At 45.5% G+C, this 22,670-nt stretch carries 23 protein-coding genes and 1 riboswitch; of the genes, 10 read left to right on the plus strand and 13 right to left on the minus strand.

Features of this window, described 5'->3' with window-relative positions; translation table 11 throughout:
• Positions 1-35: 35 nt before the first annotated feature.
• From mioC to AACQ79_RS00150, 9 genes are all read right to left on the minus strand, one after another.
• Positions 36-470 (minus strand): FMN-binding protein MioC, encoded by a 435-nt coding sequence (gene mioC / locus AACQ79_RS00110; RefSeq protein WP_170899517.1) that lies wholly within the window; start codon positions 468-470, stop codon positions 36-38.
• Between the two features lie 43 nt (positions 471-513).
• Entirely contained in the window at positions 514-1,875 is a 1,362-nt protein-coding gene (gene mnmE, locus AACQ79_RS00115) for a tRNA uridine-5-carboxymethylaminomethyl(34) synthesis GTPase MnmE (protein ID WP_026028517.1), read from the minus strand.
• Between the two features lie 112 nt (positions 1,876-1,987).
• Complete coding sequence (gene yidC, locus AACQ79_RS00120; RefSeq protein ID WP_017046370.1) at positions 1,988-3,610, minus strand: membrane protein insertase YidC; 1,623 nt, start codon at positions 3,608-3,610, stop codon at positions 1,988-1,990.
• A gap of 2 nt (positions 3,611-3,612) precedes the next feature.
• Entirely contained in the window at positions 3,613-3,873 is a 261-nt protein-coding gene (yidD, locus tag AACQ79_RS00125; protein WP_081265547.1) for a membrane protein insertion efficiency factor YidD, read from the minus strand.
• On the minus strand, positions 3,840-4,196 hold the full coding sequence (gene rnpA / locus AACQ79_RS00130; RefSeq protein ID WP_026027667.1) for a ribonuclease P protein component: 357 nt from the start codon (positions 4,194-4,196) through the stop codon (positions 3,840-3,842). Before rnpA ends, yidD begins: the two co-directional genes overlap by 34 nt.
• Positions 4,197-4,208: 12 nt before the next feature.
• Complete coding sequence (gene rpmH / locus AACQ79_RS00135; RefSeq protein ID WP_010319951.1) at positions 4,209-4,346, minus strand: 50S ribosomal protein L34; 138 nt, start codon at positions 4,344-4,346, stop codon at positions 4,209-4,211.
• 196 nt (positions 4,347-4,542) lie between these two features.
• On the minus strand, positions 4,543-5,292 hold the full coding sequence (locus tag AACQ79_RS00140; RefSeq protein ID WP_017047819.1) for an amino acid ABC transporter ATP-binding protein: 750 nt from the start codon (positions 5,290-5,292) through the stop codon (positions 4,543-4,545).
• Complete coding sequence (locus AACQ79_RS00145) at positions 5,289-5,960, minus strand: amino acid ABC transporter permease (protein ID WP_010319949.1); 672 nt, start codon at positions 5,958-5,960, stop codon at positions 5,289-5,291. Before AACQ79_RS00145 ends, AACQ79_RS00140 begins: the two co-directional genes overlap by 4 nt.
• Before the next feature lie 75 nt (positions 5,961-6,035).
• A complete protein-coding gene (locus AACQ79_RS00150; protein WP_026027668.1) occupies positions 6,036-6,785 on the minus strand; it encodes an amino acid ABC transporter substrate-binding protein in 750 nt (249 codons plus the stop codon).
• Positions 6,786-7,094: 309 nt separating this feature from the next.
• Between AACQ79_RS00150 and dnaA the strand changes: the two genes are divergently transcribed.
• The 6 genes from dnaA (at position 7,095) to AACQ79_RS00180 (ending at position 14,951) form a co-directional block, all read left to right on the plus strand.
• Positions 7,095-8,498: a chromosomal replication initiator protein DnaA gene (gene dnaA / locus AACQ79_RS00155; protein WP_010319947.1), complete on the plus strand. Its 1,404-nt coding sequence runs from the start codon at positions 7,095-7,097 to the stop codon at positions 8,496-8,498.
• A gap of 73 nt (positions 8,499-8,571) precedes the next feature.
• On the plus strand, positions 8,572-9,672 hold the full coding sequence (dnaN, locus tag AACQ79_RS00160) for a DNA polymerase III subunit beta (protein WP_088720678.1): 1,101 nt from the start codon (positions 8,572-8,574) through the stop codon (positions 9,670-9,672).
• Between the two features lie 9 nt (positions 9,673-9,681).
• Entirely contained in the window at positions 9,682-10,761 is a 1,080-nt protein-coding gene (recF, locus tag AACQ79_RS00165; RefSeq protein WP_170899518.1) for a DNA replication/repair protein RecF, read from the plus strand.
• 19 nt (positions 10,762-10,780) lie between these two features.
• On the plus strand, positions 10,781-13,198 hold the full coding sequence (gene gyrB, locus AACQ79_RS00170) for a DNA topoisomerase (ATP-hydrolyzing) subunit B (protein ID WP_017046367.1): 2,418 nt from the start codon (positions 10,781-10,783) through the stop codon (positions 13,196-13,198).
• Positions 13,199-13,704: 506 nt separating this feature from the next.
• Positions 13,705-13,977: a GreA/GreB family elongation factor gene (locus AACQ79_RS00175; RefSeq protein WP_017046366.1), complete on the plus strand. Its 273-nt coding sequence runs from the start codon at positions 13,705-13,707 to the stop codon at positions 13,975-13,977.
• A 536-nt stretch (positions 13,978-14,513) separates the two neighbouring features.
• Positions 14,514-14,951 carry an Hsp20 family protein gene (locus AACQ79_RS00180; RefSeq protein WP_088731324.1) on the plus strand — a complete coding sequence of 146 codons (438 nt, stop codon included), beginning with the start codon at positions 14,514-14,516 and terminating at the stop codon, positions 14,949-14,951.
• A 68-nt stretch (positions 14,952-15,019) separates the two neighbouring features.
• Here AACQ79_RS00180 and AACQ79_RS00185 read toward each other — a convergent pair whose 3' ends face one another.
• The 3 genes from AACQ79_RS00185 to glyQ all read right to left on the minus strand — a co-directional run bounded on the left by AACQ79_RS00185 (position 15,020) and on the right by glyQ (position 19,481).
• Positions 15,020-16,267: a valine--pyruvate transaminase gene (locus tag AACQ79_RS00185; RefSeq protein ID WP_010319942.1), complete on the minus strand. Its 1,248-nt coding sequence runs from the start codon at positions 16,265-16,267 to the stop codon at positions 15,020-15,022.
• 213 nt (positions 16,268-16,480) lie between these two features.
• Positions 16,481-18,562, minus strand: a complete 2,082-nt coding sequence (gene glyS / locus AACQ79_RS00190) for a glycine--tRNA ligase subunit beta (protein WP_019281084.1) — start codon at positions 18,560-18,562, stop codon at positions 16,481-16,483.
• Position 18,563: 1 nt separating this feature from the next.
• Positions 18,564-19,481 (minus strand): glycine--tRNA ligase subunit alpha, encoded by a 918-nt coding sequence (glyQ, locus tag AACQ79_RS00195; protein ID WP_013855568.1) that lies wholly within the window; start codon positions 19,479-19,481, stop codon positions 18,564-18,566.
• A 211-nt stretch (positions 19,482-19,692) separates the two neighbouring features.
• Positions 19,693-19,806: riboswitch (yybP-ykoY riboswitch) on the plus strand.
• An 89-nt stretch (positions 19,807-19,895) separates the two neighbouring features.
• On the opposite strand from glyQ, the gene AACQ79_RS00200 reads away from it, so the two are divergent.
• Together AACQ79_RS00200 and AACQ79_RS00205 are read left to right on the plus strand one after the other, a co-directional pair.
• Positions 19,896-20,450 (plus strand): TMEM165/GDT1 family protein, encoded by a 555-nt coding sequence (locus AACQ79_RS00200; protein ID WP_017046363.1) that lies wholly within the window; start codon positions 19,896-19,898, stop codon positions 20,448-20,450.
• Positions 20,451-20,605: 155 nt separating this feature from the next.
• Positions 20,606-20,866, plus strand: coding sequence for a hypothetical protein (locus AACQ79_RS00205; RefSeq protein ID WP_010319938.1), 261 nt, complete (start codon positions 20,606-20,608; stop codon positions 20,864-20,866).
• A gap of 91 nt (positions 20,867-20,957) precedes the next feature.
• On the opposite strand, the gene tusA is transcribed toward AACQ79_RS00205, so the two are convergent.
• Positions 20,958-21,206, minus strand: coding sequence for a sulfurtransferase TusA (tusA, locus tag AACQ79_RS00210; RefSeq protein WP_010319937.1), 249 nt, complete (start codon positions 21,204-21,206; stop codon positions 20,958-20,960).
• Positions 21,207-21,339: 133 nt separating this feature from the next.
• Here tusA and AACQ79_RS00215 point away from each other — a divergent pair, with 133 nt between their 5' ends.
• Both AACQ79_RS00215 and AACQ79_RS00220 read left to right on the plus strand, forming a co-directional pair.
• Complete coding sequence (locus tag AACQ79_RS00215; protein ID WP_010319936.1) at positions 21,340-21,525, plus strand: hypothetical protein; 186 nt, start codon at positions 21,340-21,342, stop codon at positions 21,523-21,525.
• A gap of 156 nt (positions 21,526-21,681) precedes the next feature.
• Positions 21,682-22,626 carry a LysR family transcriptional regulator gene (locus tag AACQ79_RS00220; RefSeq protein WP_013855564.1) on the plus strand — a complete coding sequence of 315 codons (945 nt, stop codon included), beginning with the start codon at positions 21,682-21,684 and terminating at the stop codon, positions 22,624-22,626.
• The last annotated feature ends 44 nt before the right edge of the window (positions 22,627-22,670 follow it).

A 22,670-nucleotide genomic window follows, 5' to 3' on the forward strand; every position in this document is an offset into this window, starting at 1 on the left:
GGCTCACAGGCCGCTTGGTGACTTTATGCTATTCGCTAGAATTGTTCGATGTGCTGTTTGAGCCATACTTCAGCGGCATCTTCAGGAACGGAATATTCTAATATATCTATGGTGAAACAGTCGCTAATTGGCGTTGCACCTATATCCTCAAGCAGTTGATATGTATGCTTACCTGCTGCGCAAAACGTGTCATAGCTTGAATCGCCAAGTGCTACCACGGCATATTTTAACTCGCTCGTGTTCGGTGGTGTTGATTGCAAAGAAGCGATAAAAGGTTGGATATTGTCTGGGTAGTCACCCGCTCCATGCGTGGAGGTGACAATGAGCCAAGTCCCTTGTGAGGGTATATCACTTAAGTTGGGTTGGTTGTGGATAGTCGTAGTATAACCTTGCTCTTGCAGTAGATCGTTGAGATGATCGGCGACATATTCAGCGCCTCCTAAGGTGCTGCCAGTGATGATATGGATCATGAGATATTCCTATAATTAAGAGTGAACAAGCTTCTCACTGCGATCATTTGCCGATACAGAACGACGAAAAGATGCGCCCTAACAAGTCATCGGAGCTAAATTCGCCCGTTATCTCGTTTAGATGTTGCTGCGATAAACGCAGTTCTTCCGCTAAGATTTCACCAGCCATGTAGCCTTCGAGCTGCTGCTGACCAATCATGAGGTGCTGTGCGGCGCGCTCTAGCGCGTCCAAATGGCGTCGTCTGGCCATAAAGCCGCCTTCATTGCCCCCAGCAAAGCCCATGCACTCTTTGAGATGAGTACGCAGAGCATCAACGCCCTCTCCAGTTTTTGCCGACAGGCGGATTAATGTTGGAGAATTAACATGACAGATACCGAGCGATTCTTTGGTTTGATCGACTTTGTTGCGGATCACCGTCATGCCGATGTTTTCAGGCAATCGATCGACAAAATCTGGCCAGATTTCTTTCGGATCGGTGGCATCGGTGGTGGTGCCGTCAACCATAAAGAGCACACGATCTGCTTTTGCTATTTCATCCCAAGCACGCTCAATACCTATTCTTTCGACTTCGTCATTGGCATCACGTAAGCCAGCGGTATCGATGATATGCAGTGGCATGCCATCGATGTGGATGTGCTCTCTCAGTACGTCACGTGTGGTTCCTGCTATGTCTGTAACGATGGCTGAATCTTTGCCTGAAAGCGCATTCAATAGACTCGATTTGCCCGCGTTAGGACGCCCTGCTATCACCACTTTCATCCCTTCGCGTAAAATGGCCCCTTGATTGGCCTCTTTGCGCACGGCGTCTAAGTTGTCGATGATATTTTGCAGATCTGCGGCAACTTTACCATCGGCAAGAAAATCGATCTCCTCTTCAGGAAAATCAATCGCTGCTTCAACGTAAATTCGCAGGTGGATTAGGGAATCGACCAAGGTGTGAATGCGTTTGGAAAATTGACCTTGCAATGAATGCAGAGCGGATTTGGCCGCTTCTTCAGAGCTGGCATCAATCAAATCGGCAATCGCTTCCGCTTGGGTTAAATCCATTTTGTCGTTTAAAAACGCACGCTCAGAAAATTCACCCGGGCGCGCTGCGCGCAAGCCACTGATAGCCAAAATGCGTTTGATCAGCATATCCATGACGACCGGGCCACCGTGTCCTTGTAGTTCGAGCACATCTTCGCCGGTAAAGGAGTGAGGGTTAGGAAAATAGATCGCGATGCCTTGGTCAAGTTCGGTGCCATTTTGATGCTTAAAAGGCAAGTATTCCGCATAACGAGGTTTCAGTGTTTTCCCGGTTACTTCAAGCGCGACTTGAGCGGCTTTCGGGCCTGAGACGCGAATAATCCCCACGCCACCTCGGCCTGGAGCGGTTGCTTGAGCAACAATGGTGTCTGTAGACATAAGGGTACCTAACATAGGGGTGTATGAGCGCAATTGTAATCAGCCAAAAACAAAAAGGCGACCAAAAGGTCGCCTTTGTTTCACTTGTCAGTGTGACTTCTTGCTGAAGTGGCTACTTAGAGTGTAAGCCTTTTTTCTCCAGCGCTTTGTAAATCAAGGTTTGCTGGATCAAGGTAACGATGTTCGATACCAACCAGTAAATCACTAAACCTGATGGGAAGAACAAGAAGAAGAACGTAAACATAACCGGCATAAAGGTCATGATCTTCTGTTGCATCGGATCAGTGACTGTCGTCGGGCTCATTTTCTGGATCATAAACATACTCACACCCATCAGCAGTGGCAAGATGTAGTATGGGTCTTGTGCTGAAAGGTCATGAATCCAACCAAAGAAAGGTGAATGACGCAGTTCAACCGATTCCATTAATGACCAGTAAAGCGCAATGAAGATAGGCATTTGCAGGAAGATAGGTAAACAACCACCGAGTGGGTTTACTTTCTCTTTCTTATACAGCTCCATCATTTCTTGGCTCATGCGTTGGCGGTCATCGCCGATGCGCTCACGCATTGCTTGCAGCTTCGGTTGCAGCATGCGCATTTTTGCCATAGAGGTGTATTGTGCTTTGGTCAGTGGGTACATAGCACCGCGAACAATGAAGGTTAAGCAGATGATTGCTACACCCCAGTTGCTAACGAAGCTTTGAATGAATGAAAGCAACATGTGTAGTGGTTTTGCAATAAACCATAACCAGCCGTAGTCGACAACTAGATCAAGATTTGGCGCAACTGCAGCCATCTCATCTTGTAGTTTTGGACCGACCCAAAGTGTGGCTAAGAATGTCGCTTTTTCACCGTTGGCGATGGTTTTATTTGGCATGCGAACACCAATATCACCTAAGTTGCCAATCACGCGAGTGTATAAGTTTGACCCTGCTGCATCACGTGGGATCCACGCGCTGGCAAAGTAGTGTTGGATCATCGCCGCCCAACCTTCACCGTTAACTAAAGGCAGTGACAAGTTACGATCTTGCATATCATCGAAACTGTATTTCTTATAACGTGTATCTTGTGTTGAGTAAGCACCGCCACGGTAAGTTGGCATAGCCAAGCTGCCACCAGCGTCCAATAAATTTTGGCGTAGGTGTGCATACATACCCAGTGTCGCGTTATTACCAGATTGGTTGACTACATCAAATTCAACATCCAAGGCGTAGCTGCCACGTTTAAGGATGAAGGTTTTGGTGTATTCAAGGCCATTGGCTTGATAAGTCATGGGAATGCGCAGTTCGTCTTGACCATCCGCTAGAGCAAAGGTGTCTGCGCTAACAGTATAGTTTGGACGATTGTTGCTGCTTAAATCGATCCCTTGCGGTCCCACTAAACCACTTTGCGCGATAAACTGGTGACCAGGAATGTCTTTAAGTAGCACAAATGGGTCTTCTGAATTGAGTTCAGCATCGTACTTATTCAGCTCGGCCTTCACTACATCACCACCTACCGTGTCAATTGACAGAGTCAGTACATCAGTCTTGACGGTGATGGTTTTTGCAGACGCATTGGTTACTGCTGGTGCTGGGTCTAACTCATCAGCCATAGATGGTGCAGTTAAAGTGCTGCTATTTTGTGCCTGCTCAACCGCTTGAGGTGCTGGGTTCTTTGCTACTTGCCATTGCTGGAAAAGTAAAAAAGAAACGAGTGCCAAGGCGATTAACAGGATATTACGTTGAGAATCCATCGTTAATTATCTCTGTCTTGTTTTTGGACTGGTGGCGGAACGGGGTCAAAACCCCCTTCGTTCAAAGGGTGGCATTTTAATAGACGTTTGCCTGATAACCAACACCCTTTTACAAAACCGTGAGCTTTCAACGCTTCTATCGCATAGTTTGAACAGGTTGGAGTAAAACGACAGCGTGGTCCAAGCAGAGGACTGATGATTCCTTGGTAAAAACGGACGAATCCGATTGCTAACCACGCGAAGGGCGAGACAGGCGATGCCATAATTTTTCAAATAGTTTGAACATTTCTTCATTGCTTAAATCTTGCGCGCTCTTTTTCGCAATCACAACAAAATCTTTGTTAGGAAGTTGATGCTGTTTATTACGGAAGCTTTCGCGAGCGAGGCGTTTGAAGCGATTACGGCCAACAGCAGTTTTGATCTGTTTTTTGGGGACGGCCAACCCTAACCTTGGGTGGGTAAGAGCGTTTTCGCGAGCAATGATAGTGAAATGGGGGGAGCCTGCGCTGTGCGCTTGCTGGAAGACTTTTTTATAATGTTCGGGAGTTAACAAACGTAACTCCCGATTGAACGCGTACGTATTCAAAATAATCGCGAATTATTTTGACAGGCGCGCGCGGCCTTTAGCACGACGTGCATTAATAACCTTACGGCCATTCTTAGTTGCCATGCGTGCACGGAAACCGTGAGTACGCTTGCGCTTTAGAACGGTAGGTTGAAAAGTGCGTTTAGACATGTGTAATTACCTTACTGATCAGTAGTTTTTAGGTTCAAATAAACCCGGCGTGGGCATATTTTCGCTTCTTTAATAGAAAGAAAGGAATCCGACGCCTCTCAACAAAGAGGCGGAATTGTAATCACTGTCACAATAAGTGTCAACGATTGGGTTCACTAAAATTCCGGTCGGGGGATTATACGCAGTCTCCTTTAAATCACAAGGATCCTTCGTCGATCCCCACCTGATTTAAAAATTTCTTGAGCTTAGGATCCTGTGGATTACCAAAGATATCCTGTGGAGAGCCTTGCTCTACAATTTGCCCATCGGCCATGAAGATCACGCGATCGGCTACCTCCTTTGCAAACTGCATCTCATGGGTAACCACCAGCATTGTTTGGTGATGAGTGGCTAATTTCTTCATTAAAGCAAGCACTTCGCCAACCCATTCAGGATCGAGTGCTGACGTAGGTTCATCAAATAGCAGCAATTCTGGTTGTAGCGCCATCGCACGGCCGATCCCAACGCGCTGCTGCTGGCCACCAGAAAGCGCTGCGGGATAACTATCTCCTTTATCCCCAAGACCGATGTCATCCAAAATCTGCTGCGCACGGGTCAGGGCGAGATCTTTTTTCCAACCGTGCACCGTAATGAGCCCTTCGGCGACATTTTGCCTCGCCGTCATATGAGCAAACAGCGCGTAGTTTTGAAAAACAAAGCCTGTTTTTCTGCGCAGTGCTAATACATCTGCTTTGGTCTGTTGCTGGGTGTCGACGGTGACATCATCAATAGTAATGGAGCCTTGGTCTGCGCGTTCTAGGAAGTTGACGCAGCGCAGTAAGGTCGATTTACCTGTACCGCTTGAGCCAATAATGACGATGATTTCACCTTTTTCTATTGCTAAGCTGATTCCTTTGAGCACTTCAGTATCGCCAAAGCGCTTATGAATATTATCGAGTTTAATCATCGTACATACGCCTTATTGAGTCTCTCTTCAGCCCAAATTTGTACCCGAGTCAGTACCACCACTACGGCCCAGTAAATTAACGCAACGGCGAGGAAAGCTTCAAAGAAGCGAAAGCTTGACGAAGCTTCCATCTGCGCTCTGGCCATGATCTCAGCGACTCCTAATGTAAAAGCTAATGAGGTCGATTTGATCATATCAATGAAGTAATTCATTAATGATGGCAACGCGATACGAGTGGCTTGCGGCAAAATAATGCGGCGCATTGCTTGGCTTGTGGTCATACCCACAGACAAACTCGCTTCCATTTGGCTGCGATCAATACCCAAAATGGCGGCGCGAATACTTTCTGCCATATAAGCGGCGAAGTGAAGAGTTAGCCCGATCACCGCGGCGCTAAACGCATTTAAACCGACCATCCACGGTAACACTTGTGGCAGACCATAGTAGAGTAGAAATAGTTGTACTAGCAGGGGAGTACCGCGGAAAAAGCTGATATACAGCTGGCTTAGCGGATCCAAAATGGGCACTTTGAACACACGAATATTGGCTAAAATGACCGACAGGATCAAAGCAAACACTAAGCCCCAAGTCGCCATCTCCATGGTGGTGCCTAAATACCTGAGCAGTATTGGCATCAGCTCAAGCATATAGTGAAAATCAAATCCCATCGGCTTACCTTTTTAAAACAAAAAAGGTGGAATGTGTGGTTCCACCTCAATCCTATCTTTTGATAATAGGGGAATTTACTTATTGGTGATATCGGCAGCAAACCATTTTTCAGAAATCGCACTCAGTGTGCCATCAGCGCGCATCGAAGCTAACGCTTGATTCACTTCAGCTTGCAGTTTTTGGCCTTGCTCGTTGTTAACAAACGGCCAAGCGTTTTCAATGGTTTCAAAAGGGTGACCAGCCAATTGCAACGGTAAGCCCGTTGTTTTAATCAATTCCAGAGCCGAAAGGCGATCCATCACAAACGCATCAGCACGGCCAAGAGCAACGTCATGTTCAATGCCAGTATCGTAAGTTTTGATGATGATTTTATTGTCTTTGTCAAAGCTGCGCAGTAGCTGCTCGAAGTTTGAGCCTAAATTGACCGCGACCGTTTTGCCGGCAAGATCGTCAATCCCTTTAATGCTGTCATTACCTTTGCGAACGGTAATTTGTGCACCGTCGATGACATACGGGTCAGCAAATAAGTATTTCGCTTTACGTGCTTCTGTGACGGTGATTTGGTTTGAAATGGTATCAATTCGGCCAGTTTCAAGCAGGCCAAAGAGACCGGAGAAATTAGCCGTAACATATTTTACATCGTAATCATTGCGTTTACCTATCTCATCCCAAACATCCACTTCAAAGCCTTGCAGCTTGTCTTGTTTGACAAAAGTGAATGGAAAATAGCGCCCTGACATGCCGACTTTTATTTCCGTTGCCGCGTGTACGCTTGCAGCGGATAGTGCAATTGCAGTAATGGCGACTTTAACCCAGTTTTTCATCTTGAAACTCCTTATATTTATAGAGAGGGATGTTACTGGTAAAGCACTCAATAGAATAAATAACCAGTAGTTATTAACCATAACCGAACATAGTGACACAATTGGGGATAAGTATAGAGGATCCTTGTATATGTGGATCATCGTGTGGGTAAAGTGGTGCTAATTGTGAAGATCGACAAAAATCAAGCGCAAATTGTGTGAATAACTTCGATCTTATTCACTGGATCACGGATCAATCGCTGGCGATCTTGGTTATCAACAGGTAAAATCGCCAGTCTTTTCGATCATTTACTTAGGGTGAGGGCAACCGTGTCATCTTCGCTTTGGTTGCAATGTTTGCAACAGCTTCAAGAAGAGTTACCAGCAGCGGAATTCAGCATGTGGGTACGTCCGTTACAAGCGGAGCTCAATGACAATACTCTCACTTTATTCGCCCCAAACCGATTTGTGCTTGATTGGGTGCGCGATAAATACATCAACAGCATCAACCGACTACTGCAAGAGCATTGTGGCCACGATACCCCGAACCTGCGTTTTGAAGTGGGTAGTCGCCGGGTCAGCGCGCCTAAAGCTGCTCCCGTTCGTACTCAAGCGGATGTCGCGGCTGAATCTTCAGCTCCTGCACAGTTACAAGCGCGTAAACCAGTACATCGTACGTGGGAAAACGACACGGTTGTGGCAGACATCAATCACAGATCAAACGTTAACCCTAAACATAAGTTCAATAACTTCGTTGAAGGTAAATCGAACCAACTTGGTTTGGCTGCAGCGCGTCAAGTTTCCGATAACCCCGGCGCGGCCTATAACCCACTCTTCTTATACGGTGGTACAGGGCTAGGTAAAACACACTTATTGCACGCCGTTGGTAATGCGATTGTTGATAACAACCCGAATGCGAAAGTGATTTACATGCACTCAGAGCGTTTCGTGCAAGATATGGTGAAAGCGCTGCAAAATAATGCGATTGAAGAGTTCAAACGTTATTACCGCAGTGTCGATGCACTCTTGATCGATGATATTCAATTCTTTGCCAATAAAGAGCGTTCGCAAGAAGAGTTCTTTCATACCTTTAACGCATTGCTTGAAGGTAACCAACAAATCATTTTGACTTCCGACCGCTACCCTAAAGAGATCAATGGGGTGGAAGATCGCCTGAAATCTCGTTTTGGTTGGGGTTTGACGGTCGCGATTGAGCCACCAGAGCTTGAAACGCGTGTCGCGATTTTAATGAAGAAGGCAGAAGATCACCAAATTCATCTTGCCGATGAAGTTGCCTTTTTTATTGCCAAACGCTTACGTTCCAACGTGCGTGAATTGGAAGGCGCACTAAACCGTGTTATCGCCAACGCTAACTTTACTGGCCGTCCGATCACCATCGATTTTGTGCGTGAAGCGCTGCGTGACTTATTAGCTTTGCAAGAAAAATTGGTCACCATTGATAACATTCAAAAGACCGTGGCGGAATACTACAAAATTAAAGTGGCGGATTTGCTTTCTAAACGTCGCTCTCGCTCGGTTGCTCGTCCACGCCAGTTGGCGATGGCACTAGCTAAAGAGCTGACTAACCACAGCTTGCCTGAAATTGGTGATGCGTTTGGTGGCCGAGATCATACGACAGTGCTGCACGCTTGCCGTAAAATCCAGCAGCTACGTGAAGAGAGCCACGACATCAAAGAAGACTATTCGAATTTAATTCGTACCCTGTCTTCTTGATGCACAACCTTCTTATATCAGCTATTTTAACCCTCACATTTGGGGTTGCCCGATAACATCGTAAGAGCTAACTATGAAATTTACTATTGAACGTAGCCACTTCATTAAGCCACTTCAGCAAGTATCTGGAACATTAGGCGGACGTGCGACTTTGCCAATTCTTGGTAATTTGTTGCTCAAAGTGGAAGAGAACGTGCTGTCGATGACGGCGACCGATCTCGAAGTCGAACTGATTAGCCGCGTGACTCTTGAAGGTGAGTGCGAAGCAGGAAGCATCACTGTCCCTGCGCGTAAATTTTTAGATATTTGTCGCGGCTTGCCCGATAGCGCCGTGATCACTGTGGTATTGGAAGGCGATCGCATTCAGATGCGTTCTGGCCGTAGCCGTTTCTCTCTGGCAACCTTACCTGCCAGTGACTTTCCTAATATTGAAGATTGGCAAAGTGAAGTGGAAGTGTCGCTCACTCAGGCAGAACTGCGCAGTTTAATTGAGAAAACCCAGTTTTCGATGGCTAACCAAGATGTGCGTTATTACCTGAACGGTATGCTATTTGAAATCGACGGTTCAACCTTGCGCTCTGTGGCAACCGATGGACACCGTATGGCGGTTTCGCAAACAGCACTCAGCGCGGATTTTGCCAATAAACAGATCATCGTGCCGCGTAAAGGGGTACAGGAACTGGTCAAGTTACTTGATGCGCCAGAACAGCCGGTTGTGCTGCAAATTGGTAGCTCAAATTTGCGCGCCCAAGTGAATAATTTCATCTTCACTTCTAAGCTGGTTGATGGCCGCTTCCCTGATTATCGCCGCGTTATGCCGCAGCAAACGACCAAAACCTTAGAAACGGGCTGTGATGAGTTACGTCAGGCATTTTCTCGTGCCGCGATTCTCTCAAATGAAAAGTTTCGCGGGGTACGGGTTAATCTTGCGGATAATGAAATGCGCATTACCGCCAACAACCCAGAGCAAGAAGAAGCGGAAGAGTTGTTGGATGTCACCTTTGAAGGCGACGCTATCGAAATCGGTTTTAACGTCAGCTATGTGCTCGATGTACTGAATACATTACGTTGTGAACAGGTTCGTGTATCGATGTCTGACGCCAACGCCAGCGCGCTGATTGAAAATCGCGATGACGACAGCGCGATGTATGTCGTCATGCCGATCCGACTTTAAGTTTGCGCAATGCCGCTGACTCGTTTAATCGTCCAACAATTTCGCAATATTAAAGCCTGTGATATCCCATTATCATCAGGCTTTAACTTTCTTATTGGCCCTAATGGCAGCGGCAAAACCAGTGTATTGGAAGCGATTTACCTGCTGGGTCATGGTCGCTCGTTCAAAAGCGCCTTAACCGGACGCGTCATACAAAATGAGTGTCAGGAGCTGTTTGTGCATGGGCGTTTTTTGACCTCGGATCAATTTGAGCTACCGATTGGCATTAATAAGCAGCGTGACGGTTCAACAGAGGTTAAAATAGGCGGTCAATCTGGGCAAAAACTGGCGCAACTGGCACAAGTTTTACCTTTGCAATTAATTCATCCGGAAGGGTTTGATCTGCTCACCGATGGACCAAAACAACGACGTGCATTTATTGATTGGGGGGTATTTCATAGTGAACCTGCCTTTTATGATGTATGGGGGCGTTTTAAGCGCCTCAATAAGCAGCGCAATGCGTTGTTAAAAACGGCAACCCATTATCGTGAACTCAGTTACTGGGATCAGGAGATGGCGCGCTTGGCTGAACAAATCGATGCATGGCGCACACATTATGTGACGCAAATGAAGTGTGTTGCCGAGGCGTTGTGTCGCAGTTTTTTGCCAGAATTTGATGTGCAAATGAAGTATTATCGTGGTTGGGAAAAAGAGACGCCCTATCAACAAATCCTCGAGAAAAACTTCGAACGCGATCAATCGCTAGGCTACACATTCAGTGGCCCGAACAAAGCGGATTTAAAAATAAAGGTCAATGGAACACCGGTTGAAGATGTTCTATCACGCGGTCAGCTTAAATTAATGGTGTGTGCACTGCGCGTCGCACAAGGACAACACTTAACCGAGCTGACAGGTAAGCAATGCATCTATTTAATTGATGACTTTGCTTCCGAATTAGATAGCCATCGTCGTAAGCGTTTAGCGGATTGCTTAAAATCGACGGGGGCACAAGTTTTTGTAAGTTCTATTACGCAAGGCCAAGTTGCAGACATGATTGAGTCAAACAGCAAGATGTTTCATGTGGAACATGGCACAATAGAGCACGGATAAAATAGTGAGAGAGTAACTCATGTCGAATAATTACGATTCATCGAGTATTAAGGTACTGAAGGGTCTGGACGCGGTTCGTAAACGTCCAGGAATGTACATCGGCGACACGGATGATGGCACCGGTCTGCACCACATGGTTTTTGAGGTGGTGGATAACTCAATTGATGAAGCGTTGGCAGGTCACTGTAAAGACATCGTAGTGACTATTCACGAAGACAATTCAGTTTCAGTTAGCGATGATGGCCGTGGTATTCCTACCGACCTTCACGAAGAAGAACAAGTTTCTGCCGCTGAAGTTATTATGACGGTTCTGCATGCGGGCGGTAAATTTGATGACAACTCATACAAGGTTTCGGGTGGTCTGCACGGCGTCGGTGTGTCCGTTGTCAACGCGCTGTCTGAAAAAGTGCTACTGACTATCTACCGTAACGGCGCTATTCACACACAAACTTATTGTCACGGTGTGCCACAAGCGCCGTTGGCTGTGGTGGGTGAAACCGATAAAACCGGGACAACCCTGCGTTTTTGGCCAAGTGCTGAAACCTTTACCAACATTGAATTCCATTACGATATTTTAGCTAAGCGTCTGCGTGAGCTCTCTTTCCTAAACTCTGGTGTATCCATCAAATTGCTTGATGAACGCGAAGAAGATAAAAAAGACCATTTCAGATATGAAGGTGGTATTAAAGCGTTCGTTGGCCATTTAAACCGCAATAAAACGCCGATCCATGAAAAAGTATTCCATTTCAGCTCTGAGCGTGACGATGGGATTACCGTGGAAGTGGCGATGCAGTGGAACGATGGTTTCCAAGAAAACATTTACTGCTTTACCAACAATATTCCTCAACGTGATGGTGGTGCCCACTTAGCGGGTTTCCGTGGGGCGTTAACTCGTACCCTAAACACCTTCATGGATAAAGAAGGCTTCTCGAAAAAAGCGCAAGCGGCGACCTCGGGTGATGATGCTCGTGAAGGTTTAACCGCGGTGGTTTCAGTGAAAGTGCCGGATCCTAAGTTCTCTAGCCAAACTAAAGATAAATTGGTTTCATCCGAGGTGAAATCTGCGGTTGAGTCAGCAATGGGTGAGAAATTGGCGGAGTTTTTGGCTGAAAACCCAAGCGAAGCCAAAATGGTCTGTTCAAAAATCATTGATGCGGCTCGTGCTCGTGAAGCGGCGCGTAAAGCGCGTGAAATGACACGTCGTAAAGGTGCGTTAGATCTTGCCGGTTTGCCGGGTAAACTCGCCGATTGCCAAGAAAAAGATCCTGCACTATCTGAACTGTACATAGTGGAAGGGGACTCTGCTGGCGGTTCTGCCAAGCAGGGACGTAACCGTAAAAACCAAGCGATTTTGCCACTGAAAGGTAAAATTCTTAACGTTGAAAAAGCACGTTTCGACAAAATGCTTTCTTCGCAAGAAGTCGCAACGCTTATCACCGCATTAGGCTGTGGCATTGGCCGTGATGAATATAACCCAGACAAACTGCGTTATCACAACATCATCATCATGACCGATGCGGACGTCGACGGTTCGCACATCCGTACGTTACTGTTGACCTTCTTCTATCGTCAAATGCCTGAGCTGATTGAGCGTGGCTACATCTACATTGCTCAACCGCCTTTGTATAAAGTGAAAAAAGGCAAGCAAGAGCAGTACATCAAAGATGAAGATGCGATGAACCAATACCAAGTTGCTTTAGCATTGGATGGAGCCTCATTGCATGTTAACCCTCAAGCGCCAGCATTAGCAGGTGAAGCGTTAGAAACCTTGGTTAAGCAATACAATGTCGCCATTAAGCTGGTGGAGCGTATGAGCCGCCGCTACCCTTACGCCTTGATCCATGAATTCATCTATATGCCGCGTATCATTGTTGATCAATGCGCTGATTCTGCAGTAGTAGAAGCGTGGGGCAAACAGCTGGTTGAGCAGTTAAATGCGAAAGAAGTTGGCGCAAGCCAATACAGCATTGAAACTGAGCACAATGCGGAGCTTGGTATTTATCAGCCTAAGATTGTAGTGCGCACTCATGGTGTAACGCACCAACATCTATTAAGTGCTGATTTGCTCAATTCGAAAGAGTACAGCAAGCTGGCGGACCTTTCTGAAGCACTTTATGGCTTAGTTGAAGAAGGGGCTTACATTCAACGTGGTGAGCGTATTCAACCTGTCGATAACTTTGTTGATGCGTTGAACTGGTTAATTAAAGAGTCTCGTCGTGGCCTAAGCCTGCAACGCTACAAAGGTCTAGGTGAAATGAACCCAGATCAGTTGTGGGAAACGACGATGGATCCTGAATCTCGCCGTATGCTGCAAGTCACGATTGAAGATGCTGTTGGTGCTGATGAACTGTTTACCACCTTGATGGGTGATCAAGTTGAGCCGCGTCGCGCATTCATCGAAGAGAACGCCTTAAAAGTTGCCAACCTCGATGTCTAAGTCGTTGCTATAAAGCAAATCCCAAAAACACCGTTTCGCAAGAGCGGTGTTTTTTTATGGTCAATACAAAGTCACCCAACGTGGGAGCAACCATTTTTAGCATCAACACTTTCTACTTATCTTAGGTTGTCTTTAAGGATAAAAGGTCATAAACGTTTTTTTATTGGGATTTTCTCTCAATAAAAAAAAGTATCTACTATTTTATTTTATTCCATGTTTTTAGAGGTTTTTATGAGCTTGAATTATATTTTTTGGCCGATATAGTATTCATTAATTACTTTTTAGGAGATGTGGGTTTGTTATTTATCTTACAGTAATAAATCCGAAGGTCTAACTTTCGGATATTATCTAATCTATTTTTGGAATTATTGTAAGGAGTAATAAATATCAACTTATTTAAGCGTTGGCTTGTTTTTTTCAAAAGTAAAATAATAACAAGCTTATTTGTTACCTATCAGTCTCCACTGATTTTACTGACTCTTTTCGAGAGAATAGAAGCAGAATCATTGGCCAGATATTCTACGGCAGAGCGCCGAGTCAACGTTGGAGATAGGGTCAGCTTTGTTGATACAGAAAAGTGTCAACCTTATCAAATTATTATAGTGCTTGGTGAGCGGAACAACCCTAATGATGGTCTCGTATCACTTTACTCTTATTTAGGCGCTTCTATTTTTGGATTACGTGAACAAGAGTGTTTTAAATTATATATTTTAGGAAAAGAGCGAGAATATAAAGTGGTTAATATTCTTCCTGAAAAGTCACTAACGTGTGTAAATTAAATTTCTTCGTTAAAATAAGGAGATTACTATGAGTAAGAAAGATATGAAAAAAGCGCAACTTAGCCTAAAAGAAAAGCGGAAATTAAAGCAAGAAAAAATGGAAGAAAGCAGTGTAATTAAAGAAAGGAAAAAACGCGGAAAATAAAATAAGTTTTCATCGGTTAAAGTGCAAAATAAAGCCTAATGATATCGTTAGGCTTTTTTATGTCTCTGTATTGACTCTATATCCTGCTAATGAAGGCTTTGTAACTCTACGGAGTATCAGTTTGATTCGATGTCCTCTTTCTAGTTTCTGTTCGCTTTAGCGAGGACTAAAAAATTTTTCAAAAAATCCTTGAAAAGAATTTTAGTGCCCCTATATCTATCAATGAAGAGGATGCCGTAAGGACCTCTGGAATGGCGACACAGGTTTGCTCTCTTAAGAGGAGCCTTGTGTTGTGATCATTAAATGTGTTGTTAGCTCCATGTTGAAAGAATGGCTGCTAACGGCTTAGCGCCTATGCGCTAAGGCTATTGCTTATGATGAGGATAGTATGATGAGAACAGTCGATTTCACTCCTTTATACCGCAACGCAATTGGTTTTGACCGTCTATTAAACATGATGGAATCCAGTTCAGCGAAGAATAGCTCTGCGGGTTACCCTCCGTACAATATTGAACAGCAAGACGACGATAAATATCGCATCACGATGGCGGTAGCCGGTTTTTCTGAAGAGCAGATTGAGATTACTCAACAAGAAAATACGCTGATTGTGCGTGGCGAACGTAAACCCGAAGAGAATAAAAACTACGTCTACCAAGGTATTGCTGAGCGCGATTTTGAACGTAAATTCCAATTGGCCGACTATGTCAAAGTACTCGGAGCCACAATGGAAAATGGCTTGCTACACGTGGATCTTGAACGTGAAACACCTGAAGCGATGCAACCACGTAAAATTGCGATTAATGGTAAAAACTTAATTGAGAACAATTAAGTTACTGGCCACATTAAAGTAGTGAAAGAGCGCCTTTTGGCGCTCTTTTTCATGGCAGAAAGGATGAATTACTGTTGATAAGCTAATGCCACTTCTTGAGCAATAATTTGAATGCCCTTTTGCATGGCTTCATCATCTTGCACGTAGTTCATGCGCAGACACTGATGCGCGTGTTGCCAATCGTCTTGTTGACCAATAAAGAAATATTCACCCGGTACAATCAATACTCCTCTGGCTTTTAGACGTTGGTAAAGTTCCATGGTGGTTATAGGGAGCTCATCAAACCAGAGCCATAAAAAGATCGCCCCTTCTGGTTTATGGATACGAAAGCGCGGGTCGCTAATGGCTTGCTTGAGTAACTCGACTGCTCTTTGTGATTTCTGCTGGTAGAAGGGCTTGATCACATCGCGACTGAGCCTTAATAGATCGCCTTTTTCAATCATGTGATGAGCAATGGCTGGGCCGATGCTGCCTGGCGCTAAGCTAATGATGCCATTCATGTTGGTTAATGCTTGGGTAATGGTTTCGTTGGCAATGACGATACCGCAGCGCACACCGGGTAAACCCAGTTTCGAAAGGCTCATGCATAAAATGGTGTTGTCATTCCAAAAGGGTTCAATCTCTTCAAAAATGATGTTGGGAAATGGAACGCCGTATGCATTGTCGATAATCAGTGGGATATTGTTCTCTCTAGCCAGTTTATCGAGCTTGTGGATCTCTTGTTCTGTGAGCACATTTCCCGTCGGATTGGTTGGACGGGAAGCGCAAATGGCGGCTACCGACGAATCCACGCTCAAGGTTTCGAAATCCACGTGGTATTTGAATAAGCCATTGTCGAGTAGTTCTATTTCTGGGCGATAGGAGACAAAAATATCTTCATCTATCCCGGCATCACCATAACCAATATATTCAGGCGCTAATGGCAGTAAAATTTTCTTATGTGAACCATCAGCTTGCTGGCCAGCAAACAGATTAAATAGATAGAAAAATCCACTCTGGCTGCCATTGGTTAAGCTAATGTTCTTTTCACTGATTTCCCAGCCATAGGTTTCTTTAAGCAGTTTTGCGAGAGATTTAACGAACAGATCTTTACCTTGTGGGCCATCATAGTTGGCGAGGGCAGCGATCAGTTCACCACTGCTAAGCATGTCAGCACTGGTTTGATGAAAGTAGTCAATCATGGCGGGAATGGCGGCTGGATTACCACCGCCGAGCATAATGGCTCCGGGGGTACGTAGGCCATCATTGAGATCGTCCATTAACTGGGTAATACCGGAATACTGATTAAATTTTTCACCAAATTTCGAAAACTGCATTGCTGACTGCCTAATTCATTCTTGTATTTGCTTGCATAAAGGGGCATGAAACGATGTCATGCCCATCGAGTAATCCTTGAACATACCCCAATGTTTTTGCGAGTCAAAGCACTATTTTTCGCCAAATAACACACTGCGGTCAGATAAAACAAAAAGCCCAGCGGATGGCCGCTGGGCTTTGATAGATTAATTTGTGTGCCGAAATATCAGCGACTACTTTTGCAGCAGTGAAATATCAGCAATTTGTAGGAACAGATTACGCAAGTTGTTGAGCAGCGTTAAACGGTTTTGTTTTAATGCTTCATCGTCTGCCATCACCATGACATTATCAAAGAAAGCATCAACAGGTTCACGTAGTGCTGCCAGCTTGCTCAGTGCTTGTTGGTAATCACCGGTAGCGAAAGCAGGTTCTAGTGCTTCGGTCATCACTTCCACTTCTTCCGCTAAGGCTTTTTCGGCCGCTTCTTGAAGAAGTGTTAAGTTGATTTCTGCAGCCAGTTCACCGTCAAATTTCGCTAAAATGTTACCGACACGCTTGTTTGCCGCCGCTAGGGCTTCAGCCGCTTCCAGTTCACGGAAGTGGGAAACCGCTTTAACACGTTTGTCAAAATCAGCGGGTTTGGTTGGACGACGAGCAAGTACCGCTTGGATGATGTCGACGCTAAAACCTTCATCTTGATACCAAGCACGGAAACGGCCAAGCATAAACTCAATTACATCGTGCTCAACGTTGTCGTTGGTAAGGCGATCACCAAACAGCGATTTCGCTTTTGCTACGAGGTCAACTAAGTCCAAGTTATAGCCGTATTCAACGATGATGCGCAGTACACCCAGTGATGCGCGACGCAGAGCAAAGGGATCCGAGCCTTTTGGTGCTTGGCCAATACCGAAGATGCCGACTATGGTGTCTAGCTTGTCTGCGATTGCCACAGCGGCGGAAACGCCATTGGTTGGCAGAGCATCGCCAGCAAAGCGTGGCATGTACTGTTCGTTTAGTGCAACGGCGACTTCTTCTGCTTCTCCGTCATGGCGAGCATAATGCATACCCATCACGCCTTGCGTGTCGGTAAATTCAAACACCATTGAGGTCATCAAATCGCATTTAGCCAGTAAGCCCGCACGTTTTGATTTTTCTACATCCGCGCCAATCTGTTCTGCAATGTAACCAGCCAGTTCAGTAATACGGTCAGTTTTATCTTTAATCGTACCTAACTGCTGCTGGAAAATCGCGGTTTCTAGTCGTGGTAGACGATCGACTAATTTGCTTTTGAGATCGGTATTAAAGAAGAATTCCGCGTCCGCTAAGCGTGGACGAACGACTTTCTCGTTGCCTTCGATAACATGGCGAGGCTCTTTCGACTCGATGTTAGAGACGAAAATAAAGTTAGGCAGCAATTGCTTATTCGCGTCGCTCATCTGATGAGAATAAACCGGGAAGTATTTTTGGTCACCTTTCATGGTGTAAACCAAAGCTTCTGACGGTACTTTAAGGAATTTTTCTTCAAATTTCGCCGTCAGCACCACTGGCCATTCAACCAGTGAGGTCACTTCTTCAACCAAGTCATCGTCAAGATCGGCAACACCGCCAACCTGTAGCGCTGCTTTTTGTGCATCCGCAATAATTATCGCTTTACGCGCATCGTAATCGGCGATCACTTTACCGCGCTGTTCTAAAATCGCTGGGTATTGCTCTGCTGAATCGATGGTGAACTCTTTTTCGCCCATAAAGCGGTGGCCACGAATGGTGCGCGCAGAAGCTACGCCTAAGATCTCACCTTCGATCAGTTCATCACCCATCAAAATAGTCAGAGTTTTTACTGGGCGGATAAATTGTGTTTCTTTATCACCCCAGCGCATGGGTTTGGCGATAGGCAAGTTTGCTAACGCTTTGGCGGCAAGTTCAACCACAATAGCTTTGGCATCTTGGCCTTTGACTTCCTGTTTGAACAGTAGCCATTCACCTTGTTCTGTTGTTAGGCGATCCGCTTGCTCAACAGTAATGCCGTTACCACGCGCCCAGCCTTGTGCTGCTTTGGTTGGATTGCCATCGGCATCAAAAGCAACAGAAATAGCGGGGCCACGTTTTTCGACCACTTTATCCGCTTGACCTTGGGCCAAGTTGGTCACTTTCAGTGCTAAACGGCGAGGGGTTGCAAACCATTTGATGCCTTCGTGTGCCAGTTCAGCGGTTTTCAATTCTGCGGCAAAGTTAGCCGCAAACGCTTCAGCCAAAGTGCGAAGTTGTTTTGGTGGTAGCTCTTCTGTGCCTAATTCAATTAGAAATTCTTTTGCCATCTTATTTGTCCTCACCCTTTTTACACATAGGGAAGCCAAGTGCTTCACGAGATGCGTAGTACGCTTCTGCAACCGCTTTGGTCAGGTTACGGATGCGTAGGATGTAACGTTGACGTTCTGTCACCGAAATCGCTTTACGCGCGTCCAATAGGTTAAAGGCATGGCCCGCTTTCAAAATACGCTCATAGGCAGGAAGTGGCAGCGGTTTTTCTAGCTCAAGTAGATGCTTACACTCTTTTTCGCACTGGTCGAAGAAAGTGAAAAGAAAATCGACATCCGCGTGTTCGAAGTTGTAAGTGGATTGTTCGACTTCATTTTGATGGTAAATGTCACCATAGGTGACTTTACCTAATGGGCCATCTGTCCAGACTAAGTCATACACTGAATCCACGCCTTGAATATACATGGCGAGACGTTCAATACCGTAAGTGATTTCGCCGGTGACAGGCTTGCACTCAAGGCCACCGACTTGTTGGAAGTAAGTAAATTGAGTTACTTCCATGCCGTTTAGCCACACTTCCCAGCCAAGACCCCAAGCACCTAAGGTTGGGTTTTCCCAGTTATCTTCCACGAAACGAATATCGTGTACTAGTGGGTCAACACCGAGCACCTCTAAAGACCCTAAATACAACTCTTGAATGTTGTCTGGTGAAGGTTTGATGATGACTTGGAATTGGTAATAGTGTTGCAGGCGGTTTGGGTTTTCACCATAACGACCGTCCGTTGGACGACGAGAGGGTTGAACATACGCCGTTGCAATGGGCTCTGGGCCTAAAGCTCGCAGGCATGTCATTGGGTGAGAGGTTCCTGCACCAACTTCCATGTCTAATGGTTGAACAATGGTACAGCCTTGTTGGGCCCAATAATCCTGCAGCGCGAGGATCATACCCTGAAAGGTTTTGATATCGTATTTTTGCATAGTCAGGTTCGCGCGATTCTTCTGTCTGAATGGATGAAAATAACGAACAAGTATACCCAGATATTCGCTCAGCGAGTAGGGGTAATCTTGCTTAATTAATGGTCGAAAATCCGTTTTGGTCGAATTTATCGCATCGATTGTGCCAAATTCCTGCACATGAACGATTTTGACTTATTTCTAACTTGAGATTTTCACTCGGCCTGATTAGAATTGCGCCGTCTTTGGGGAGTAGCTTACCAGTTAGATTTCTTATCTTAATGGTTCGTTCGTCAACATAATTGGTGCCAAATCACCGTGGCGTTCGAGGCTAAAGTCATTTTAGCTTAGCAAGACCTTAGACAAACATCACAAACCGGGGCGGGGAGTGGCGTTTGTCTATGGTTATTATAATTATCCCGCCCCATTGAGCCTGTCGTGAGCGTATTAGCTATTTCAATTACTACCGTCGCCTTAGCTGAAATTGGCGATAAAACCCAACTGCTTTCTCTGCTGCTAGCCAGTCGTTATCGTAAACCTTTGCCTATTATTGCCGCTATTTTTGTCGCAACGATGGTTAACCATGCACTCGCTGCTTGGCTGGGCGTGGTCGTTGCCGACTACCTGTCACCAGAAATCCTTAAATGGGTGTTGGTCGCCAGCTTCCTTGCCATGGCGGGTTGGGTGTTAATTCCAGACAAACTCGACGGTGATGAAAAGATTACCAATCGAGGTCCTTTTGTCGCTAGCTTCATCGCTTTTTTTGTCGCTGAAATTGGCGATAAAACCCAAATAGCAACGTCTATTCTTGGTGCGCAATATGCGGATGCTCTACTGTGGGTGGTGCTCGGAACGACAATTGGTATGTTGCTGGCTAACGTACCTGTGGTGCTGATTGGTAAATTATCCGCCGATAAAATGCCGCTAGGACTTATTCGTAAAATCACGGCGGTACTCTTTTTGATATTAGCGATCGGCGCGGCGATTTGGTAATTCCAATCGATTAGATGATTGGGCGAGTGAGCGTGACACAATTTATTACTCAACTTGTCGCCCAACGTCTACGGTTGCGTGATGAGTGACAAATTTATGCCATACTGGTCATGTTACTGTAGTGCTAGATGATGCAAGTCTAAGAGGGAATGCATATGCTGACACGTTATATGGGAATGACCGCCAAGAGCCAAAGTTACTTGTTTACGTTCGGTTTTGTGCTGACGTTGTTGGGTATGGCGTTGACGGAAATGTGGCTACCCATGGTGGCCGGCGCAATCATATTGTGTGGCTTAATGGTGGAATCTTGGATCCGAGTCGCGCACATTATCCCGATGCACGATGAAATTCGAACCCTGCAAAAGCAGATCACAAAACTGCAATCAGAGATCCGCACCATCGAGTTTAATGAGTAGTGTGCAGCGCAATGAATCAATGAATTAATAGCAAAAGGCGGCCTTTTTGAGGTCGCCTTTTCTTTTGCGTACGCATCACTTAGATCGAGGCTTAACTCAATCCTTTCTTAATCAAATAGAGATAGGGCAATGTGTCCACTTTCTCCGCAATTAACTGATGATCCATAAAGCGGCAAAAACTGGGAATGTCTCGAGTTGTTGACGGGTCATCGGCTTTCACTAGTAAAATTTCGCCATCTTGCATGGTTCGAATGGTTTTTCTGACCATCATTACAGGCTCGGGGCAGCGCAATCCTTCGGCTTCGAGTGTTTGTGTGGCAAGTGCCGGATCAAATGTCATAGTCAAACCTAATCGATGTTATCGCAAGGCGTAGATAATACTGGCGAGGAAAAAATATTCAATAACCACTTGGCAAAGTGATCTTTTTGTTTTAACTTACTTAACAAGTTGATAACAATTTAGTGAGGCACTTATGTTAACAGCGCTTGATAGGTTAACCATTTATTCGGTTCTCTGCTTTATTTCATTTTGTGCCTTAGTGATGCGAACGCCTGCAGAAACGTCATGGATGCCACTTTTTGGTGTCAGTGCGTCACTGGTTGGGATCTGGCTTGAGATGCATCTTTGGAAAGGCATCTCAGAAGAGCAGAATCACTAATCCATCACATATTGATCAACGCATTGCACTAATACGACACGCAACACATTCCGACACTATCCCCATTTTCTTGGGCTTCCCCGCTGAAAGGCGGGATTTTTTTTGCCTAACGCGTACACTGAGCCTATTTACCAATGACAAAAGTGGGGTTATTGCATGGAGTTGGAAGATATCTATCGTCGCGATCTGAATTTATTGATCGCACTGAGAGTGTTGATAGAAGAGAGCAGTGTCAGTAAAGCGGCCCAGCGTTTAAATCTTAGCCAGTCAGCCATGAGCCGTGTATTAGGTCGGTTACGTGATCTGCTCAATGATCCTCTTTTTACGCGCCAAGGTCAGCATCTCATTCCGACTGAAAAAGCGCTGGAGCTTAATCGCGCCTTAGGCGAGCCATTGGAGTCTCTACGTCAAATCCTTTCACCTGTTGAATTTGACCCCCAGCAATGTGAACAAACCTTCACCATTGCCACGACAGATTACGCAATGCAGACCATCTTACCGTTTGCTTTACCAAGGATATATCAAGAGGCACCAAACGTGTCGTTTGAGTTTTTACCTTTGCAGCATGATAGGTTGGCCGATCAACTGACTTATGAAGGGGCTGATTTAGCGATTTGTCGCCCAACGTCGCCAGTAGCACCATTGATGAGTGAGGTGCTTGGGCGAGTCGGTGTGCTTTGTTTGCTCTCCCAACACCATCCGTTGGCGAATCGGCAGATCTCTTTAGCGGATTATCTGACATACCCTCATGCGATGATTGCGATCAGTGATGGTGTTAATGCCTTAATTGAACAAGCATTAAGTGGGCAGCCTAAACGGAAAATGGTGCTCAGAGCCTATCATTTAGAAGCCGCGCTAGCGATTGTTGATACCATGCCATTGATTATTACGGTGCCTGCGGATCTGGCCTATTTAGTGGCAGAGCGTTACGCATTGGTGGTGAAGCCGTTACCGTTTCAGTTTACGCCGTTTGACTACTCTATGATTTGGCACTCGCGATGTGAGCATTCTCCTGCCCAAGAATGGTTAAGGCAGATCGTCAAACAAGAGTGCAGCCGGTTGATTGCTAAGCGTATTGAAGAGATGCAGTTAGAGGGATAAAAATCATCAAGCTTTGAGTAAGACCAAAGCTTGATGAATGAATG

Source organism: Vibrio sp. 3-2(1) (assembly GCF_963887575.1).
Lineage (GTDB): Bacteria > Pseudomonadota > Gammaproteobacteria > Enterobacterales > Vibrionaceae > Vibrio > Vibrio anguillarum.